This is a genomic window from Bradyrhizobium sp. AUGA SZCCT0176 (assembly GCF_018130145.1).
In the GTDB taxonomy this organism is placed as follows: domain Bacteria; phylum Pseudomonadota; class Alphaproteobacteria; order Rhizobiales; family Xanthobacteraceae; genus Bradyrhizobium.
This window is the reverse complement of record NZ_JAFCMB010000001.1, coordinates 939,107-955,243: the sequence shown is the minus strand read 5'-3', so window position 1 is coordinate 955,243 and position 16,137 is coordinate 939,107. Positions and strand designations below refer to the sequence as shown.

Below are 16,137 nucleotides of genomic sequence, written 5' to 3'. Positions count from 1 at the left end.
CCCCTCGAAAGCGTTAGCTCCCGAAAGACTTGACGCCGTTACGGGCGCCAGGACCACACGCTTTCGCCGTACGCGTCAGTCACGACCGTCAATCGCAACCTCAACGTCCACCGCAACCCGCCCCTCGTCGTGACGACGGCCGACGCCCCTCTGAGTGGGACGGGATGGGCATAGATGTGCAGGTGATTTGGGGTCGAAGGAAAGGGAAATATTTTTGATTTTCAGAAATTTAGAACTTGACACGATTTCTGGCAATCAGAACTGATTTGCCCGTCGTGCCAAATTGTCGCGCTTTTACGTCGAATGCACCGGTGCCTGTTCGTCGGCATATTTGTGCGCCAGCCATGACGACAGCACCGCGGGCACGCCGCCGACCAGCCCGTAAAGGATGAACTGCGTCACGCCGGTGTCCGGGCCGCGCGAGCCATAGAGCAGTTCCGTGACCGTGAACCCGATCGCGCCCACGATGCATATGCGCACCCACCAGGGAAGCCGCCGCACGTGATACAGGATGTCGTCGATGGCGCCGATCATCAGCGCCGGCACGACGCCGAACAAATAGCTGTATTGCAGCGTCTTGGCGAAGGTGCCGAAGAATTTCCCGACCTCCTTCCAATCGGTCTGGGCCCAGTAGCCGGACGCCATCGTGATCGCGAACAGCATCAGCAGCCCGCCGACGAACGGGCCGATAGCTCCGAAGATCAGATAGCGTTTCATGGACCGTCCTCTTCCAATCGCGGGATCAGATGCGGTTTCAGTCTTACGACGATCTTGCGAAAAATTCGACAGGCTTGACGGAAGCGTTGCGAAACAATCCGCCGCCGCCCGCTACTCGCCCCAGGCCGCGAACGCCTCGTTGAACGCCCGTTCGCCCGGCGCGCCCTTTTCGATTGCGATGATGGCGCGGCGCTGGTTGACGTAGACCAGCGGCACGTCGAACCAGGAACGCTCCTTCAGGAGCTGCAGGTTGCGGGCGCGGTCGGCGTCGACGTTGGAGAGGCCGACCAGGAAGAAGCCGTCGGTGACCTTCACGGCGAGGCCCGCCAGCGGCGTGCCGCGCGCCTGCTCATTGGACTTCATCAAGATGCCCGGCACGTTGCCGACGCCGCCGCCGGAGAAATCCTGCGGCAGGATGAAGGTGAGCTCCGCGGTGTGGCTGGCGGGGAGCGATGTGTCGGTGTTGCGGCGGAACGACATCGTCATCTTGAACTTGCGGTCGGGAATTTCGATGTCGGCGCGCACGCTGATGTCAGGCTTCTGGTTGCCGCTCGCCTTGATCGGTTCGGTACGCCAGATCACCGAGCCGACATATTGCTTGCCCTTGGGATCGGACGGGTCCTCGTCATACAGCACCACGCGCTGCGCCACCGGCGCCACCTGGTCCGACGACGGCTGGCCGACGCGATCGGGGATCTTCGGCTTCGACTGCGGCGCTGACGGATCCTTCGGCGCTTCGACGACGGGCGAGGATTTGAACAGGCTGCTCACCACGTTGATGGCGGACTTGCCCCCTACCATCGCAGCGCCGATCACAACAAGCACGATGCCGACCGCGATCGCGCTCTTGAACGGGAAAGCCGCGCCGACCCGGCGTGCCTTTTTCGGCTCGCGCTCGCGATCCTGCGACAGCCGCGAACGCTGCGGCGGCGGCTGCATCGGGGAAGCCTGCGGCGAATAGCGGTCGGCCTCCTCGAGCGACTCTTCATAGGAATACGGCGCTTCCGGATCGGCGCCGCGGTTCTCCATGCTCGGCTCGAGCCGGTCGAACTCCGGCGTGGGCGAGGGCACGTTGGCGTAGGTCTTGCGCGCCGAGCGGTTGGCCTGGGCGGCGGCGCGGCCGAGATCGTCGGCGTCGGCGGCGATGTCGCGGAAGCCGCGCATGCCCGGGGGCTGCGGCATCTGCGGCGCTGAATTGTCGGGGCCGCGGCGCGCCGCGCCCGTGCGTTCACGGGTCGGCGGCAGCGTCGGTTCCTGCGCCGGCAGCTGCGGCGGACGTGGCGGCGGGGGCGGCAAATCGGGCCGCAGGTTGCGCGGCGGGCGTTGCTGGTCGCCGTCACCAAGCGGCGGACGGCCCTCGCGCGCGGGCGGCGGCGAAGCCGGGCGCGGACGGGGTGGGTTAACTGCTGGCGCGCCGGATTCCGGCGGGCGCGCATTGGCGCGGCGGAAGGCGTCGCCGCCGCGCGCAGCCCCGGCGCCGCCGGGCCGCGAGGCGTCGCGGGCGCGCTGGGCGGCCTCGGACTCGACCTTGCGGACGGCCTCTTCCAGCGACAGCCGCTCCCGGGTGATTTCCGATTCGCTCAGCGGCGGCTGCACGCTGCGCAGCTGCGCGATCAGCGCCGAGCGAGCCCGCTCATAGAGCGCACGGCGGCTCTCGCCGGGAGCACTGGGGTCCAGTCCGGCAATGGCGCGGGCGATCAGCGGGTAGTAGTCAGCCATAACGACTCAACAATGCGGACTTATGGGTAACAACTCGTTAAGCCTCGAACGGGTTTTGAACGAGAATAGTATCCTCGCGTTCCGGGCTGGTGGAAAGCAAGGCGATCGGACAGCCCACCAATTCCTCGACCCGGCGCACATATTTAATGGCCTGGGCCGGCAGATCCGCCCAGGAACGGGCATTGGCGGTCGGCTCCTTCCAGCCTTCGATGGTCTCGTAGATCGGCACCACCCGGGCCTGGGCGCCCTCGCCGGCCGGCAGATGGTCGATTTCCTTGCCGTCCAGCATGTAGCCGGTGCAGACCTCGATCGTGTCGAAGCCGTCGAGAATATCGAGCTTGGTCAAAGCCAGGCCCGTGATGCCGCAGGTTCTTGCGGCTTGTCGAACCAATACGGCGTCGAACCAGCCGCAACGCCGCGGCCGGCCGGTATTGGTGCCGAACTCGCGGCCCCGCTCGCCGATCTTGCGGCCGATCTCATTGTCCAATTCGGTCGGGAACGGGCCCTGGCCGACCCTCGTCGTATAGGCCTTGCAGATCCCGAGCACATAGCCGACCGCGCTCGGCCCCAGGCCGCTGCCGGTCGCGGCCTGCGCCGCCACCGTGTTGGACGAGGTGACATAGGGGTAGGTGCCGTGGTCGACGTCGAGCAGTGCGCCCTGCGCGCCTTCGAACAGGATGCGCTTGCCCTCGCGGCGCTTGAGATCGAGCAGCCGCCACACGGTCTCGGTGTAGGGCAACAATTGCGGCGCCAGCGCGGTGAGGTCCTTCAGGATGACGCGGCCGTCGAACTCCTCCAGCCCGAGGCCGCGGCGCAGCGCGTTGTGGTGCGCCAGCAGGCGGTCGATCTTGTGCGGCAGGGTGTCGAGGTCGGCCAGATCCATCAGGCGGATGGCGCGGCGGCCGACCTTGTCCTCATAGGCCGGGCCGATGCCGCGGCGGGTGGTGCCGATCGCGGTGCCGGCGTTGGATGATTCGCGCAAAGCGTCGAGCTCGCGGTGCAGCGGCAGGATCAGCGTGACGTTCTCCGCGATACGGAGATTTTCCGGGCTGATGGCGACGCCCTGGCCCCTCAGCCGGGTGACCTCGTCGAGAAAGGCCTGCGGATCGAACACCACGCCATTGCCGATGACGCCGAGTTTCGAGGGCCGCAGCACGCCCGACGGCAGCAGCGCCAGCTTGTAGGTCTCGCCATTGATGACGAGCGTGTGGCCGGCATTGTGGCCGCCCTGGAAGCGCACGACGATGTCAGCCTGCTCCGACAACCAGTCGACGATCTTGCCCTTCCCCTCGTCACCCCATTGGGCGCCGACGACGACAACATTGGCCATTTCTAAGCGTTTCCCTGCGACTCACGTGGTTTCAGCATGACCTCCCCGGAAAACTACTGCCCGACTTTCCGGATCATGCTTTAGATCGCCCAGCCCAAATCACGACCTTAAGGCCGTTCGCATGCGAGGCAGCCCAACCGGATAAAGGAAGCGGCCCGTCTAGGCAAGCAAGAAGGGAGCTTTGGGGGTCGTCAAAAAGGAGGACAACCCTTTGATATCCCCCAAAAATTTGTGGCGGCGGGAAGGCGGCGGCATGAACGCGGAGTAATCTGGCAAATGTCTAAAACCACTCCTGCGACAAAGGCGCTGGAAAAGCTCGGCGTGAAGTTTGTGCTGCACAGCTACGTCTACGATTCCAGCGCCGACAGCATCGGCCTGCAGGCGGCCGAGGCGCTCGGCGTCGAGCCCTGCCGGATGCTGAAGACGCTGATGGCCGAGGTCGACGGCAAGCCGGTCTGCGTCGTGGTGCGGTCGGACGGCGAAGTCAGCATGAAGAAGCTCGCCAGCGCGTTCGGCGGCAAGGCCGCGAAGATGATGCGCCCGGCGGATGCCGAACGGCTCACCGGCTATCATGTCGGCGGCATCTCGCCGTTCGGGCAGAAGAAGCGCGTGCCGGTCGCGATCGAGGCCGCCGCGCTCGGGCACGCGACCGTGTTCCTCAATGGCGGGCAGCGCGGATTGCAGGTCGAGCTCGATCCTGATGACGCGATGCAGGCGCTGGCCGCGATCGCGCCGGCGCTGACGGTGTGAGGGTTCAAGACGCCGCGCGCAGTTTTGCTTCGTCGTTCGGCTGCGCGAAATCGCAGCGCTTGGCGACGACCAGGAACAGCAGGACAAGCGGCACCATCGATGCCAGCAGCGCGGCGCTGGCGACCAGCGCCGCCGACGGCGATCCCCAGGCGTCCTGCAGGCTTCCGGCGGCGGTGGGTCCGGCCGCCATCAGGACGTAGAAGCAGGTATAGAACAGGCCGAAGCCCATCGACCGGTCGGCCGGCTCGAGCACCCTGGCAGGCATCGACAGGATCGCACCCGACATCGGACCGATCGCGACGCCAAAAATCAGACAGGCGATCGTCGGATGAAAATTCTCCACGAACAGCATCAGCGCACAGGCTGCGATCAAGCTGCAGGCGATGATTGCGGTGATCGGCCGGCCGGCGCGGTGCACGAGATAGCCACCGGTCGGAATGGCGAGAATGGTGAACCAGATCGCCAGACTCGTCAGCGACGCCGCAACCGTCGGCGACGATCCCTGCGCCACCAGCAACAGCGGTGCGTAGCTGAAGAACAAAACGCAGGCGAGATTCATCGCGCCCCAGATGGCGCCCGATATCACCACCGGGACCAGCGCCGCACGCGGCAGCCGTCCGCGGCCGGCGGCCTCCGCCTCGGCCAGCTGCGCCGCGCGCGGAATCATCGCAAACGCAAGCAGCACCGCCACCGAACAGACCGCGCCCGACACCATCACCGCGTGCCAGCCGAGCGAATGGGCGATGTAAGTCTGGATCGGCAGCGCAATCATGGCGCCGAACGGCCAGCTCATCTGCAGGAACGACATCGCCAGCACCATCTCGCGGGCATCGAACCAGTCCGCCACCATCTTGGTCGCGACCAGCCCCACGATCGTGCCCCCGATCCCGCCAATCGTGCGCGCCGCCAGTGCGAAAGCGAGATCGCCGGAATAACTCAATGCCAGGCCGGAAACCGCCATCAGCACCAGGCCCACGATCCCGAGCGTCTTTTCGCGGCCCCGGCTTCCAAGCAATCCGGCCGGGAATGCGACGATGACACCTGGCAGCATATAGGCGCCGAGCAGCATGCCGATTTCCGAATAGCCGATGCCGAGATCGGCCATCAGAAGATTGGCCGCCGACCCGATCGATTGAAACTGGAATCCGATGGCCGCGCGCGTCGCGAACAACACCGCAAGGATGATCCACCTGCGTCCCGGCATACCGATACTCCTGGGGATCAATCCGTTCGTTCGCCGCTGAGCACGTTGGAGAACTCGGATAATTCATCCTCGGAGATCTCGTGCAGAGTCAAGCGCAATTGCATGATCGCGAGATCGACCAGATGGCCGGCAAAGGAGACGCCGCCGGAAACCAGCAAATTGCGCTGCTCTACCAGCACCGGAAGCACATTACGCAAACGACGCGCACTCAACTCATCCATAGCGGTGCCCTTTGAGAGGTCGCTGTGACGTCGCGACCAGCCACTGGCCCGTGGTGGCGACGTCGGCGAAAAGTTCGATCGCCCTTGTGGCGAGCACATGCACGGCGGCAGCATCGGTATTGGGCCGCGACCGGCTCACGGATGCATCGCTCAGGAAGGTAACACTGTGCTCCCTGCGCGCGGCATCCATCGCCGTTGCAAGGCAGGTTTCCTCGGCGACGAGACCGGCAATGGCGAAGCTTCCGGCCTGCGAGACCACGCTTTCGAACAGATGATTGCTGTAGCAGGACGGCTGCTGGCGCTCGAACACCATGTCCGACCGCCGCGGCTCGAGACCGGAAATCCAGGCCGACTGGCTCGAGCGTTCGAGTATGCCCGGGCCATCGCCCCGACCCTCGGCTTGCCGCGTGAACGCGATCGGTATGGCGAACTCGCGCGCATGCCGGATCGCGGCCATGCAGTTGTTCAGCGACCGCTGGATGTCGCGCGCGTTGTCCCTGGCCAACGCGGCGTAGTTCTTCTCCTGCAGGTCGACCATGATCAGCAGGCGGCCACGCGATGCGCCGACATAGGTTCGCAGATCGATGACTGAACTCATTGGACGACATCCGCCGCTTCGCAAATTCCCCGGCTGGTGGATTTTTCGAGGATGCCCGGTCTATCCCAGCGGCCTTCGGGACGAATGAGCACGTAGGGATCGTCGTTGATGGTGATACATTGCGGATGCTTCTCGGTCTCGAGTTTGACCTCGACATAGTCAAAGTCGGAAAACACGAACTTGCGGCCGGGCGCGCGCTTGAAGCCACGTTGCTGCCAGAAGCCGAGCAGCCGGGCCTGCGCATGCGCGTACAGCACGCGGTAGCCTTTCTTCCGGCACAGCTCGATGGCCGTGTCCACGATCTGGCCGGCCAGGCCGGCGTTGCGACTTTCGTTGCGGACGGCCAGCCGCTCGAGCTTGGCGAAATCCGCAAAATAGCGGATCCGCATGCAGCCGACCGGCTCGCCATCCTTGTGGCAGATCAGATGGGTGGCGGAGAAATCGTTGCCGTCGAATTCCTCTTCAAACGGGCAATGCTGTTCGCCCATGTAGACCGCTCCGCGGATCGCAATGACGCGCGCCATCTCGTCCATCGAGCGGACGACCTCGACGGTGACCGGCTCGGGCAGCATTGCCTTGACCCGCGGAAGATCCTTCGAGCGGTCGAACATCTGCAGATGCGGCGCGAACAATTCCTCGTAACTTGCGCCCGGCTGGAAGCCGAGCGGCTCCAGCACCCGCAGGCCGCCCTTGGTGATGGGACGCGAATAGAGGTTGACGCCCTGGTAGAGCGGCGAGGAGATTTTCTGCAGCACCAGCGGGATCGCTGCCGCGAGCGTACCCTTGGCGTGGATCGCCCAGACATAGATGCCGGCCGGACGCTCCGATTGCCGCGCGACGTAGCACAGCTCGGGATCCTTGGTGTTGAGCCGGCCGTCGAGCAGCTGGCGCATGCCCTCGTGGGTTAGCGGCAACACCGCAAGGAAGCCGTCGCCCTTGGGGTCGCTGATATCGAACCGGTCGCTTCGCGCGATTGCCCAGAAAATATCGGGGTTGTGGCGTGCCGCCGCCTGGAGGACTTCGTTCTTGGTTAATCCCGGTATGTCGGCGCGGGCCCTGTCAACCAGCGAGGCGATGCCGGCGGCCCCGACGGTGAAAATCACCGTGCGTCTGGCCACTTGAAGATTGGTCATTCGCTCCAGAGAATGGGCCGTAGACCGGCTGGCGGGAGCCGAGCGGTTGGCGCGAGCGTGCTCCCGGGCGGATTTTCTGATCAGATCGATGTCGAGCGCGTTCATTGATCGTCTCTTGATTGTGTAAAACTTGGTTTTCTGCCAATAATAGAAATATGGTTCCCTTAAATTAGAAGGCGACAAACGAGGCGATTTGTATGCACTCAGGTGAGCGCAGGGGCGCGCACAGCGGCGCGCACATGCCGGGACGAATGGCGAACTGGGATCTGGTCCGGATTTTCCTGGCCGTCGCCCGAACCGGAAGTTTCCGCGCCGCGGCTGCGGAGCTGAACATGTCCGCCAATTTCCTCAGCAAGCGCATTTCAGTCCTGGAGAATACCTACAAGACGCCGCTGATGACCCGCCACGTCGACGGCATCAGGCTGACGCCGGAAGGCGAGGCGGTTCTGGACGCCGCCAAGCGGATGGAAGAGGCGTCCTTCGGGCTCGACCGCGCGCTAAGCCGGGCGACGCCGGCGCTCACCGGCGAGGTCCGGCTTGCTGTGACCGAGGGGCTCGGCACTTTCTGGCTGGCGCCCCGGCTGGTCGAATTCCAGCGGGTCTACTCCGGACTGCTGGTCGATCTGAAATGCGAAATGCGATCGGCGGACGTGCTCCGGCTCGAAGCCGATGTCGCCGTGCAACTCGAGGAGCCCGCTAATCCCAACCTGAAGCGGGTCAAGATCGGCCGGCTTCACATCATGCCGTTCGTCAGTCCATCCTATGTCGAAATCTACGGCATGCCGACAGACCTGAAGGACCTGCAGCAAAATCATCGCATGGTGATTCAGGACGCAGAGCAGACCAAAGGCAAGGAGATGTACGAACGGCATGCCGGACGCGAACAGCTCGGCTTTGTCGCGATGCGCAACAACGTCTCCAGCGCGCATGTCTGGGCCGTCTCCAAAGGCGCCGGCATCGGCTGGTTGCCGACCTACATACCGGCGATCGCCGGGCCCTTGATTCCGCTCGATCTCGGCGTCCAGTTTCCGCTCGACATCTGGCTCACCTACCATCCCGATGCGAAGCGGATTCCACGCGTCAAGCAATTGATCGACTGGACCATCCAGGCGTTCGACGGCCGCAAATATCCGTGGTTTCGGGATGAGTTTGTCCATCCCGACGATTTGCAGAAAACCTACAAGGGTGAGCCGCTGGTGAATCTGTTCGCTGGTTTCATGAAAGAATCACGGTCAAAGATTGGCTGAGCGAGACAAATGAGCAAGTCGACCGACGGGCAAATCGATCAACTGGTGAAGGCGCGATGGCTCGCGCTCGGGCTTTCGCAGAACGATCTTGCGGAAGTACTCGCTGGCCAGCCGACTCCGAAAACCAACAACGGGTCGGGCCGCGTGAGCGTCGGCCGCCTGATGCAGGTGGCGGACGCGCTCGGTGTTTCCCACGATCTGTTCGAAGGCCTGTCGCCGTCGACCAAGCCGCAATCCGGCATCGCCAATTCCGACACGATGCAGGCGCTGCTCGAACTGCGTTTGCTGCGCGTGTTCCGCGAGCTGCAGGACGCCAATACCAAGCGGATGCTGATCCAGCTCGCCGAGCAGATCGTCAAGCGTCAGGCCGCGGGCCCCGACCAAGCGGGTTAACCGGAACGCCCGCGCATCTCCCTCCGCGCATGGTCGCGATGCATCTGCCCCATTGATGAACGCGGCAAATCGGTGTCTGTGACACAGGCCGGGCGACCTTCTCCGGCCCGGCTTGCATCGCCGGGCGGGCCGCGGCGTCATGAACCGGGCCTTGTTTTTGCGAATGTCTGCTTCCGATCCCAACGCGCCCGCGCAGCCCGCGACCTGGATCGCCAACCAGCCCTATTTGTTGCTCAGCATCACCGCGCTGTGCTGGGCCGGCAACGCCATCGTCGGCCGCCTCGCCGCCGGGCATATCCCACCGGTGACGCTGTCGTTCCTGCGCTGGTCGTTCGCCTTCCTCATCATTCTTCCGTTTGCCTGGAAACATCTGGTGCATGACTGGGCCGCGATCCGCGGCCGCCTCGGCATCATGATCTTTCTGTCGATCACCGGCATCGGCGCCTTCAACACCCTGCAATATTGGGCGCTCGAACACACCCAGGCGCTCAACACGCTGCTGCTGCAGTCGGCCGGGCCGCTGATCGTCGCAGTGTGGTCGCTGGTCCTGTTCGGCATGCGGCTGACGCTGGCTCAGGCCGGCGGGGTTCTGCTGTCGCTGGCCGGCGTGCTCGTGATCCTGCTGCACGGCGATCTCACCACGCTCAAGAACATCGAGTTCAACAAAGGCGACCTCATCTTCATCGTGGCGCTGGCGATCTTCGGGCTTTATTCGGTGCTGTCGCTGAAACGCCCCGCCATCCACGGCCTGTCGTTCGTCGCCTTTACTTTCGGCGCCGGCGCGGCGTGCCTGATCCCGCTGTTCATCTGGGAACTGTTCGCGCGGCCCCTGATGCGGATCGACACCGCCAACCTGCTGACGCTGTTTTATGTGGCGCTGTTTCCCTCGACGCTGGCCTATCTCTGCTTCAATCGCGGGGTGCAGCTGATCGGCGCCAACCGCGCCGCGCCCTTCTTTCACGTGGTGCCGGTGTTCGGAACCGTGATGTCGATCGCCTTCCTCGGCGAGCACCCGCAGCCGTTCCACTTCTTAGGGTTTGCGCTGGTCCTGACCGGGGTTTTTGTGGCGTCGCGAAGGCCCGCGACCAGCTAGTTTTGGACAGCCTGGTTGCGGTGACTTGCCGCGCCAAATCCGCTATCACTCGGACCTGCTTCGCAGGATTCCGCTGATGGCGCGCGCCAGCAATCTGATGATCGGGACCTTGACCCTGGCGCTGATCGCCGGGTCGCTCGGCTCGTTCCTTGGCTATCAGAAATTCGCCAGCAATAAGCAGAAGACGCCGTTCCGGGTGATCTTCGAGGGCTCCGCCTCCGGCCTGCGCCAGGGCGGCAGCGTGAATTTCGCAGGGGTCCGGGTCGGCGAAGTGGTGTCGATGCAGCTGGACCATCCGCGCCGCGTCGTCGTGCTCACCATGATCGACGGCAACACCCCGGTACGCAGGGACACCCAGGTCGGCCTCGAATTCCAGGGTCTGACCGGCATCGCCGCGATCTCCTTTACCGGCGGCACGGTCGATCCGCCGCCGCTCGGCGCCGACGGCATTCCCGAACTGACCGCGGATCCCGAAGGACTGCTGGACATGCAGGAAAGGATCCGCGTGGCGCTGCGCAACGTCGACAAGGTGATCGCCGACAATGAAGTCGCGGTGAAAGACACGCTGCGCAATTTCGAAACATTCACGGCTTCGCTCTCTGGCAGTGGCGAGCGGATCAGCAGCATCATCGGCACCGCCGATGCAGGTATCAGTTCCGTCGACAGCGCCCTGACCAAGACCACGGATTTCCTCGGCGGGCTCGGCAGCGACAAATATGGCGGCGAACTGCTGCCGACCGTGATTTCGATGCGCGAACTGATCGTAAGCTTCGACAAGAAGTCCGACACGGCGCTGAAAGAAGCCCGAAAAATGCTGATCGATCTCAGCCAGTCCATCAACAATAGCAAGTTTGCCGCGCCCCCCGCCAGGCGATAGCGTATTGCCCGATAATAAACCAAGAACAGGGACTGCTCCGCCGTGCTCGATAAATCCGCTGGCCTGACCGCTCCGCCGCCGACCGTGACCCGCGCCACGAGCGAGGTGCCGCGCGCCTTGAAACGCTATCTCTCGCTCGACGATTTCGAAGCTACGGCGCGGCGGCGGATTCCGAAATTCCTCTACGGCTATATTGCCGGCGGCGCCGAGACCGACGCCGCGGTCCGCGACAACCGCACAGCCTTTGACGAATATGGCTTCGTGCCGCGCGTGCTCAACGACGTCTCCGGCCGCGACCAGACCACGACGCTGTTCGGCAAGAGCTACGCCTCGCCGTTCGGCATTCCGCCGATGGGCTCCTCGGCACTGTGCGCCTATCGCGGCGACATCGTGCTGACGCGTGCGGCCGCCGCCGAAAACGTGCCTATGATTCTCTCCGCCTCCTCGCTGATCACGCTGGAGGACGTGCGCCGGGAAAATCCGGCCGCCTGGTACCAGGCCTATCTGGCGGGCCTGCCCGCCCGTATCGAGCCGCTGGTCGACCGCGTCGCCGCGGCCGGCTACGACACGTTCGTCGTCACCGCCGACGTGCCGGTGCCGCCCAACCGCGAGAACAACATCCGCAACGGCTTTCAGGTGCCGCTGGCGATCACGCCGCGCGTCGCCTGGGACACGGTAACCCATCCGCACTGGCTGTTCGGCACGTGGCTGCGCACCGTGAAGAACCACGGCATGCCGCATTTCGAGAACATGGACGCGCAGCGTGGCCCGCCGGTGCTGGCCAAGAATCTGATGCGCAACATCGGCGCCCGCGACCAGCTCGCCTGGAAGCATGTCGAACTGATCCGCAAGCGCTGGAAGGGCAAGCTCGTCGTCAAGGGACTGGTCTCGCCCACCGACGCCCGGATCGCGCGCGAGAGCGGCGTCGATGGCGTGATGCTCTCCAACCATGGCGGTCGCCAGCTCGACTACACGATGTCGGGCCTGCGCACGCTGCCGGAGATTGCGGCCGAGGCGAAAGGCATGACGGTTATGGTCGACGGCGGCATCCGCCGCGGCACCGACGTGATCAAGGCCTTAGCGCTCGGCGCCCATTTCGTCTGGGTCGGCCGTCCCTTCCTCTATGCTGCGATCGCCGGCGGCGAGGCCGGCGTGCAGCGCGCCATCAGTCTGCTCCATGCCGAGATCGACCGCGACCTCGCGCTGCTCGGCATCCGCAGCATCAGCGAGATCACGCCGGATCTGGTACGAAAGTTCTAGGGCCGGTTCTGAGACGTGCTCGCTCATGACGGAGAGTTCGATGGCGGCGTTATTGCATCGGCGGGACTTCGCCAGGGCTTTGGCCGGATCGGCGCTGTGGCCGCTCGCAGCACATGGGCAGAAGTCGGTAATTCCGCGCGTTGGCATTGTCTGGATTGCTTCCCGATCGGAGGTAGCGCCGTTTCAGGAGGCGTTCCGCCAGGGGCTGCGTGAGCTGGGCTATGTCGAGGGCGAGACGATCGCAATCGAGGCACGCTTCGCGGAGGGAAAGGTCGAGCTTGCGCCCGGCATTGCCGAAGAGCTGGTGCGGCTCAAGGTCGATGTCATCGTGGCGCCCTCCGCGACGGTCGTGCGGCTCCTGAAGCAGGCGACCACGACGATCCCCATCGTGATGGCGAACGTGTCCGATCCTGTTGGGTTCGGGTTCGTCGCGAGCCTTCAGCGGCCTGGCGGAACCATCACCGGCTTTTCCAACCTGATGGTCGAGCAAGTCGGCAAGAACGTCGAATTGTGCAAGGAGGCCATTCCCGGCCTGTCCCGGCTTGCTGTACTCGTAAACCCGGCAGTCCTCGATGCGACGCTCGTGTTGAAGGAGGTGCAGGCGGCGGCCCCGGCCCTGGGCTTCACCGTCCACCCGGTGGAGGCGCGCCAGCCCAACGACCTCGAAGGCGCCGTCGCGCAAGCGCGGGAACAAGCCAACGGGCTCCTGGTGTCGACGATCGAGGGCATGTTCTTCGTGAACCGCGTCCAGATCATCGAGGCAGCCGCCAGGCACCGGCTGCCGGCGGTGTTTGCTGCACCGCCGTTCGGACTTGCCAGCGCAGGTGCGCTGCTGGCCTACGGCGCCAACACGCCGGACATGCTTCGGCGCGCCGCCAGCTACGTCGACAGGATCGTGAAGGGCGCGAAGCCCGCCGATCTTCCGGTCCAACAACCGACAAAGTTTGAGCTTGGGGTCAACCTGAAGACCGCAAAGGCGCTCGGTCTGAGCATTCCTCCATCGATCCTTGTGCGCGCCGACGAGGTGATTGAATGAGAGTTGAGAAGCGCCGTCCCGAGCAATCGGCCGCGAGACCAACCAAAGAGGCGCAAGGTCAGCAGGTCAGACGAGTTCAGGACATTCTCGCATTGCAGGCATAGGACTGCTCGCGGCGGCGGGTCAGGGACCCTATTGTATTGCGCAACCGTGTGCAGGCTGGGTATCCTCGGCACCCTCAAAGGCGAGGGGAGAAGGCCGATGACCGCTTTCAATACGGTGCGTTTCCGAGTGAAACCAGGACGCGATCAGGAGTTTCTGGATGCCCACAAGAACGTTGAAGCGACGTGGCCGGGCCTGACGCACGCCAACATCATCAAGACCGGCGACCGCTCCTACTGCATTATCGCCGAGTGGAAAGACATGGACGCGTGCGTCGCGGCGCGGCCGAACATGATCGCGACCCTCAATTCCTTTCGCGATACGCTCGAAGACCTCGGCGGCGGTCTCGGCGTCACCGATCCGGCGGCGGGTGAGGTCGTGCTGGCGCTGAAATAGTTCGTGGCGGTCCTCTTCGGCATTCCCAGAACGTCCCATTGACGGCTCTGAACAACTCGGAAACCCTGCCCGCGCTTTTCGGGATTGACTTCAGTCGCCCGTTTCGAGCACGGCTGACGGGCATTTCCGGCCGGGACGGTTGGCTGAAATGGTACGTCTATTGCTTCCGGGCAATCTGCGCGTGAGGGGAAAGAACACACGATGATCCGCCTGCTTCTCGATCGGCTCTATCTTTTCTCCGGCTATCTCGCCGGACTTTTCCTGATTGCGATTTTCGTGCTGATGATGCTGCTGTCGGCCGGCCGGCCGCTCGGCATCAACATTCCGGCGGGCGATGATTTCATCTCCTGGTGCATGGCGGCGACGGCCTTCCTCGGGCTCGCCCATACGTTCAAGCACGGCGAGATGATCCGCGTCGGTCTTTTGATCGACCGCCTCAGCGACAGCGTCCGCCACTATGTGGAGATCGCCGCGCTCTTCGTCGGCACCGGCTTCATCGGCTTTTTCGCCTGGCACGCTTCGGTCATGACGTGGCAGTCGTGGAAATTTTTCGACATTTCGCAAGGCGTCATCGCGGTGCCGCTGTGGATCCCGCAGCTCGGCTACAGCGGCGGCCTCGTGATTCTCTTCATCGCCTTTGTCGATGAGCTGATCCACGTCCTGCGCGGTTTTCCGCCGCGCTACGAATTGCCGAAACCAAAGAGCGCCGAAGAGATCGTCGAGCGCGCCATGCAGAGCGGGGTCTGACATGGAGCTGCTCTCGATCGCCGCCATCCTGCTGGGATTTCTTGCGCTGCTGCTCGGTGCCGGCGTCTGGATCGGCGTCGCCTTGATGGCGACGGGATGGGCCGGCATGCAATTCGCCGGCGGCGCCATTCCGGCGGGCAGCGTGCTGGCGACAACGGTGTGGGGCAACAGCGCGTCGTGGTCGCTGGCAGCCTTGCCGCTCTTCATCTGGATGGGCGAAATTCTCTTTCGCACGCGGCTCTCGGAAGAAATGTTTCGTGGATTTGCGCCGTGGCTGAACTGGCTGCCGGGCCGGCTGATGCACGTCAACGTGCTCGCCTGCGGCGTGTTCGGTTCCGTCTCCGGATCATCGGCCGCGACCTGCGCCACGGTGGCCAAGATCGCGCTGCCCGAGCTGAAGAAGCGCGGCTATGACGAAGGCCTGAGCCTCGGCTCGCTGGCCGGCGCCGGCACGCTCGGCATTCTGATCCCGCCGTCGATCACCATGGTGGTCTACGCCGTGCAGGCCAACGTCTCCATCATCCAGGTCTTCCTCGCCGGCTTTCTGCCGGGCTTGCTGGTGATGGCGCTTTACTCCGGCTACATCGCCGTCTGGTCGCTTGCCAATCCGAAGCGCACGCCGCCGGCCGACCCGCCGATGAGCTTTCGCAAGCGCATCTCGGAATCACTCAATCTGTTCCCTTGTCTGCTGCTGATCGCTTTCGTCTTTCTGTCGTTGCTGATGGGCTGGGCGACGGCGACGGAATGTGCGGCCTGGGGCGTCCTGGGATCGCTCGCGATCGCGTGGTGGCAGGGCGCGCTGACCTGGCAGGCGTTCTGGGCCAGCGTCATGGGCGCAACGCGGGTCAATTGCATGATCCTGCTGATCCTGGCGGGCGCCTCCTACATGGGCACGTCGATGGCCTATACCGGCATCCCGCTGGCGCTGGCGAACTGGGTGAACGGTCTCCAGCTCAGTCCCTATGCGCTGATCGCGGCGCTCACCGTGATGTACATCGTGCTCGGCACGGCCCTCGACGGCATTTCCATGATCGTGCTAACCACCGCCATCGTCATTCCGATGGTGAAGCAGGCCGGCTTCGATCTCATCTGGTTCGGCATTTTCCTGGTGCTGGTGGTGGAAATGGCTGAAGTCTCTCCGCCCGTCGGCTTCAACCTGTTCGTGTTGCAGACCATGAGCGGCAAGGATTCCAACACCGTCGCCAAGGCGGCCCTGCCGTTCTTCTTTTTGCTCGTTCTGGCGGTTGCCATCATCACGGTGTTTCCTGATATCGTGATGCTGCTGCCGCGGATAGCGTTCCCTGGCTAGAGAAA

Annotated in this window: 17 protein-coding genes; 10 read left to right on the top strand and 7 right to left on the bottom strand. The window is 64.1% G+C overall.

The window, feature by feature from the left end:
• Positions 1-294: 294 nt before the first annotated feature.
• The 3 genes from JQ600_RS04445 to JQ600_RS04435 all read right to left on the bottom strand — a co-directional run bounded on the left by JQ600_RS04445 (position 295) and on the right by JQ600_RS04435 (position 3,766).
• Positions 295-717 carry a DUF5413 family protein gene (locus JQ600_RS04445; RefSeq protein ID WP_212390429.1) on the bottom strand — a complete coding sequence of 141 codons (423 nt, stop codon included), beginning with the start codon at positions 715-717 and terminating at the stop codon, positions 295-297.
• 111 nt (positions 718-828) lie between these two features.
• Positions 829-2,436, bottom strand: a complete 1,608-nt coding sequence (locus JQ600_RS04440; RefSeq protein WP_212489700.1) for a hypothetical protein — start codon at positions 2,434-2,436, stop codon at positions 829-831.
• Positions 2,437-2,473: 37 nt separating this feature from the next.
• On the bottom strand, positions 2,474-3,766 hold the full coding sequence (locus tag JQ600_RS04435) for an adenylosuccinate synthase (protein ID WP_192737578.1): 1,293 nt from the start codon (positions 3,764-3,766) through the stop codon (positions 2,474-2,476).
• Positions 3,767-4,042: 276 nt separating this feature from the next.
• On the opposite strand from JQ600_RS04435, the gene ybaK reads away from it, so the two are divergent.
• Positions 4,043-4,516, top strand: a complete 474-nt coding sequence (ybaK, locus tag JQ600_RS04430; protein WP_212390431.1) for a Cys-tRNA(Pro) deacylase — start codon at positions 4,043-4,045, stop codon at positions 4,514-4,516.
• Positions 4,517-4,520: 4 nt separating this feature from the next.
• Here ybaK and JQ600_RS04425 read toward each other — a convergent pair whose 3' ends face one another.
• From JQ600_RS04425 to JQ600_RS36685, 4 genes are read right to left on the bottom strand one after another with little or no spacing between them, the layout of a single operon-like run.
• Positions 4,521-5,720, bottom strand: coding sequence for an MFS transporter (locus tag JQ600_RS04425; RefSeq protein WP_212390432.1), 1,200 nt, complete (start codon positions 5,718-5,720; stop codon positions 4,521-4,523).
• Positions 5,721-5,737: 17 nt separating this feature from the next.
• Positions 5,738-5,941 (bottom strand): hypothetical protein, encoded by a 204-nt coding sequence (locus JQ600_RS04420; protein ID WP_212269200.1) that lies wholly within the window; start codon positions 5,939-5,941, stop codon positions 5,738-5,740.
• Positions 5,934-6,539: an isochorismatase family protein gene (locus JQ600_RS04415; protein WP_212034333.1), complete on the bottom strand. Its 606-nt coding sequence runs from the start codon at positions 6,537-6,539 to the stop codon at positions 5,934-5,936. Before JQ600_RS04415 ends, JQ600_RS04420 begins: the two co-directional genes overlap by 8 nt.
• Entirely contained in the window at positions 6,536-7,672 is a 1,137-nt protein-coding gene (locus tag JQ600_RS36685; protein WP_249135659.1) for a GNAT family N-acetyltransferase, read from the bottom strand. The genes JQ600_RS04415 and JQ600_RS36685 overlap by 4 nt, the downstream gene beginning before the upstream one ends.
• A gap of 197 nt (positions 7,673-7,869) precedes the next feature.
• Here JQ600_RS36685 and JQ600_RS04405 point away from each other — a divergent pair, with 197 nt between their 5' ends.
• The 9 genes from JQ600_RS04405 to JQ600_RS04365 all read left to right on the top strand — a co-directional run bounded on the left by JQ600_RS04405 (position 7,870) and on the right by JQ600_RS04365 (position 16,132).
• On the top strand, positions 7,870-8,919 hold the full coding sequence (locus JQ600_RS04405) for a LysR family transcriptional regulator (RefSeq protein WP_212390433.1): 1,050 nt from the start codon (positions 7,870-7,872) through the stop codon (positions 8,917-8,919).
• A 9-nt stretch (positions 8,920-8,928) separates the two neighbouring features.
• The gene (locus JQ600_RS04400; RefSeq protein WP_212390434.1) at positions 8,929-9,312 is read left to right on the top strand and encodes a hypothetical protein; all 384 of its coding nucleotides are present in this window, start codon (positions 8,929-8,931) and stop codon (positions 9,310-9,312) included.
• 163 nt (positions 9,313-9,475) lie between these two features.
• A complete protein-coding gene (locus tag JQ600_RS04395) occupies positions 9,476-10,405 on the top strand; it encodes a DMT family transporter (RefSeq protein ID WP_212390435.1) in 930 nt (309 codons plus the stop codon).
• A 76-nt stretch (positions 10,406-10,481) separates the two neighbouring features.
• Complete coding sequence (locus tag JQ600_RS04390) at positions 10,482-11,282, top strand: MlaD family protein (protein ID WP_212269204.1); 801 nt, start codon at positions 10,482-10,484, stop codon at positions 11,280-11,282.
• 42 nt (positions 11,283-11,324) lie between these two features.
• Positions 11,325-12,542 carry an alpha-hydroxy acid oxidase gene (locus tag JQ600_RS04385; protein WP_312011067.1) on the top strand — a complete coding sequence of 406 codons (1,218 nt, stop codon included), beginning with the start codon at positions 11,325-11,327 and terminating at the stop codon, positions 12,540-12,542.
• A 40-nt stretch (positions 12,543-12,582) separates the two neighbouring features.
• A complete protein-coding gene (locus JQ600_RS04380; RefSeq protein ID WP_212269205.1) occupies positions 12,583-13,578 on the top strand; it encodes an ABC transporter substrate-binding protein in 996 nt (331 codons plus the stop codon).
• A 201-nt stretch (positions 13,579-13,779) separates the two neighbouring features.
• Positions 13,780-14,076: an antibiotic biosynthesis monooxygenase gene (locus tag JQ600_RS04375; RefSeq protein WP_192737587.1), complete on the top strand. Its 297-nt coding sequence runs from the start codon at positions 13,780-13,782 to the stop codon at positions 14,074-14,076.
• A 201-nt stretch (positions 14,077-14,277) separates the two neighbouring features.
• Positions 14,278-14,823: a TRAP transporter small permease gene (locus tag JQ600_RS04370; protein WP_212269206.1), complete on the top strand. Its 546-nt coding sequence runs from the start codon at positions 14,278-14,280 to the stop codon at positions 14,821-14,823.
• A 1-nt stretch (position 14,824) separates the two neighbouring features.
• Entirely contained in the window at positions 14,825-16,132 is a 1,308-nt protein-coding gene (locus tag JQ600_RS04365) for a TRAP transporter large permease (RefSeq protein WP_212269207.1), read from the top strand.
• Positions 16,133-16,137: the final 5 nt, after the last annotated feature.

What these genes read in the sequence shown, in the direction of transcription:
- JQ600_RS04445 (WP_212390429.1), bottom strand. Translation starts at nt 717, where the DNA reads ATGAAACGCTATCTGATCTTCGGAGCTATCGGCCCGTTCGTCGGCGGG.
- JQ600_RS04440 (WP_212489700.1), bottom strand. Translation starts at nt 2,436, where the DNA reads ATGGCTGACTACTACCCGCTGATCGCCCGCGCCATTGCCGGACTGGAC.
- JQ600_RS04435 (WP_192737578.1), bottom strand. Translation starts at nt 3,766, where the DNA reads ATGGCCAATGTTGTCGTCGTCGGCGCCCAATGGGGTGACGAGGGGAAG.
- ybaK (WP_212390431.1), top strand. Translation starts at nt 4,043, where the DNA reads ATGTCTAAAACCACTCCTGCGACAAAGGCGCTGGAAAAGCTCGGCGTG.
- JQ600_RS04425 (WP_212390432.1), bottom strand. Translation starts at nt 5,720, where the DNA reads ATGCCGGGACGCAGGTGGATCATCCTTGCGGTGTTGTTCGCGACGCGC.
- JQ600_RS04420 (WP_212269200.1), bottom strand. Translation starts at nt 5,941, where the DNA reads ATGGATGAGTTGAGTGCGCGTCGTTTGCGTAATGTGCTTCCGGTGCTG.
- JQ600_RS04415 (WP_212034333.1), bottom strand. Translation starts at nt 6,539, where the DNA reads ATGAGTTCAGTCATCGATCTGCGAACCTATGTCGGCGCATCGCGTGGC.
- JQ600_RS36685 (WP_249135659.1), bottom strand. Translation starts at nt 7,672, where the DNA reads ATGACCAATCTTCAAGTGGCCAGACGCACGGTGATTTTCACCGTCGGG.
- JQ600_RS04405 (WP_212390433.1), top strand. Translation starts at nt 7,870, where the DNA reads ATGCACTCAGGTGAGCGCAGGGGCGCGCACAGCGGCGCGCACATGCCG.
- JQ600_RS04400 (WP_212390434.1), top strand. Translation starts at nt 8,929, where the DNA reads ATGAGCAAGTCGACCGACGGGCAAATCGATCAACTGGTGAAGGCGCGA.
- JQ600_RS04395 (WP_212390435.1), top strand. Translation starts at nt 9,476, where the DNA reads ATGTCTGCTTCCGATCCCAACGCGCCCGCGCAGCCCGCGACCTGGATC.
- JQ600_RS04390 (WP_212269204.1), top strand. Translation starts at nt 10,482, where the DNA reads ATGGCGCGCGCCAGCAATCTGATGATCGGGACCTTGACCCTGGCGCTG.
- JQ600_RS04380 (WP_212269205.1), top strand. Translation starts at nt 12,583, where the DNA reads ATGGCGGCGTTATTGCATCGGCGGGACTTCGCCAGGGCTTTGGCCGGA.
- JQ600_RS04375 (WP_192737587.1), top strand. Translation starts at nt 13,780, where the DNA reads ATGACCGCTTTCAATACGGTGCGTTTCCGAGTGAAACCAGGACGCGAT.
- JQ600_RS04370 (WP_212269206.1), top strand. Translation starts at nt 14,278, where the DNA reads ATGATCCGCCTGCTTCTCGATCGGCTCTATCTTTTCTCCGGCTATCTC.
- JQ600_RS04365 (WP_212269207.1), top strand. Translation starts at nt 14,825, where the DNA reads ATGGAGCTGCTCTCGATCGCCGCCATCCTGCTGGGATTTCTTGCGCTG.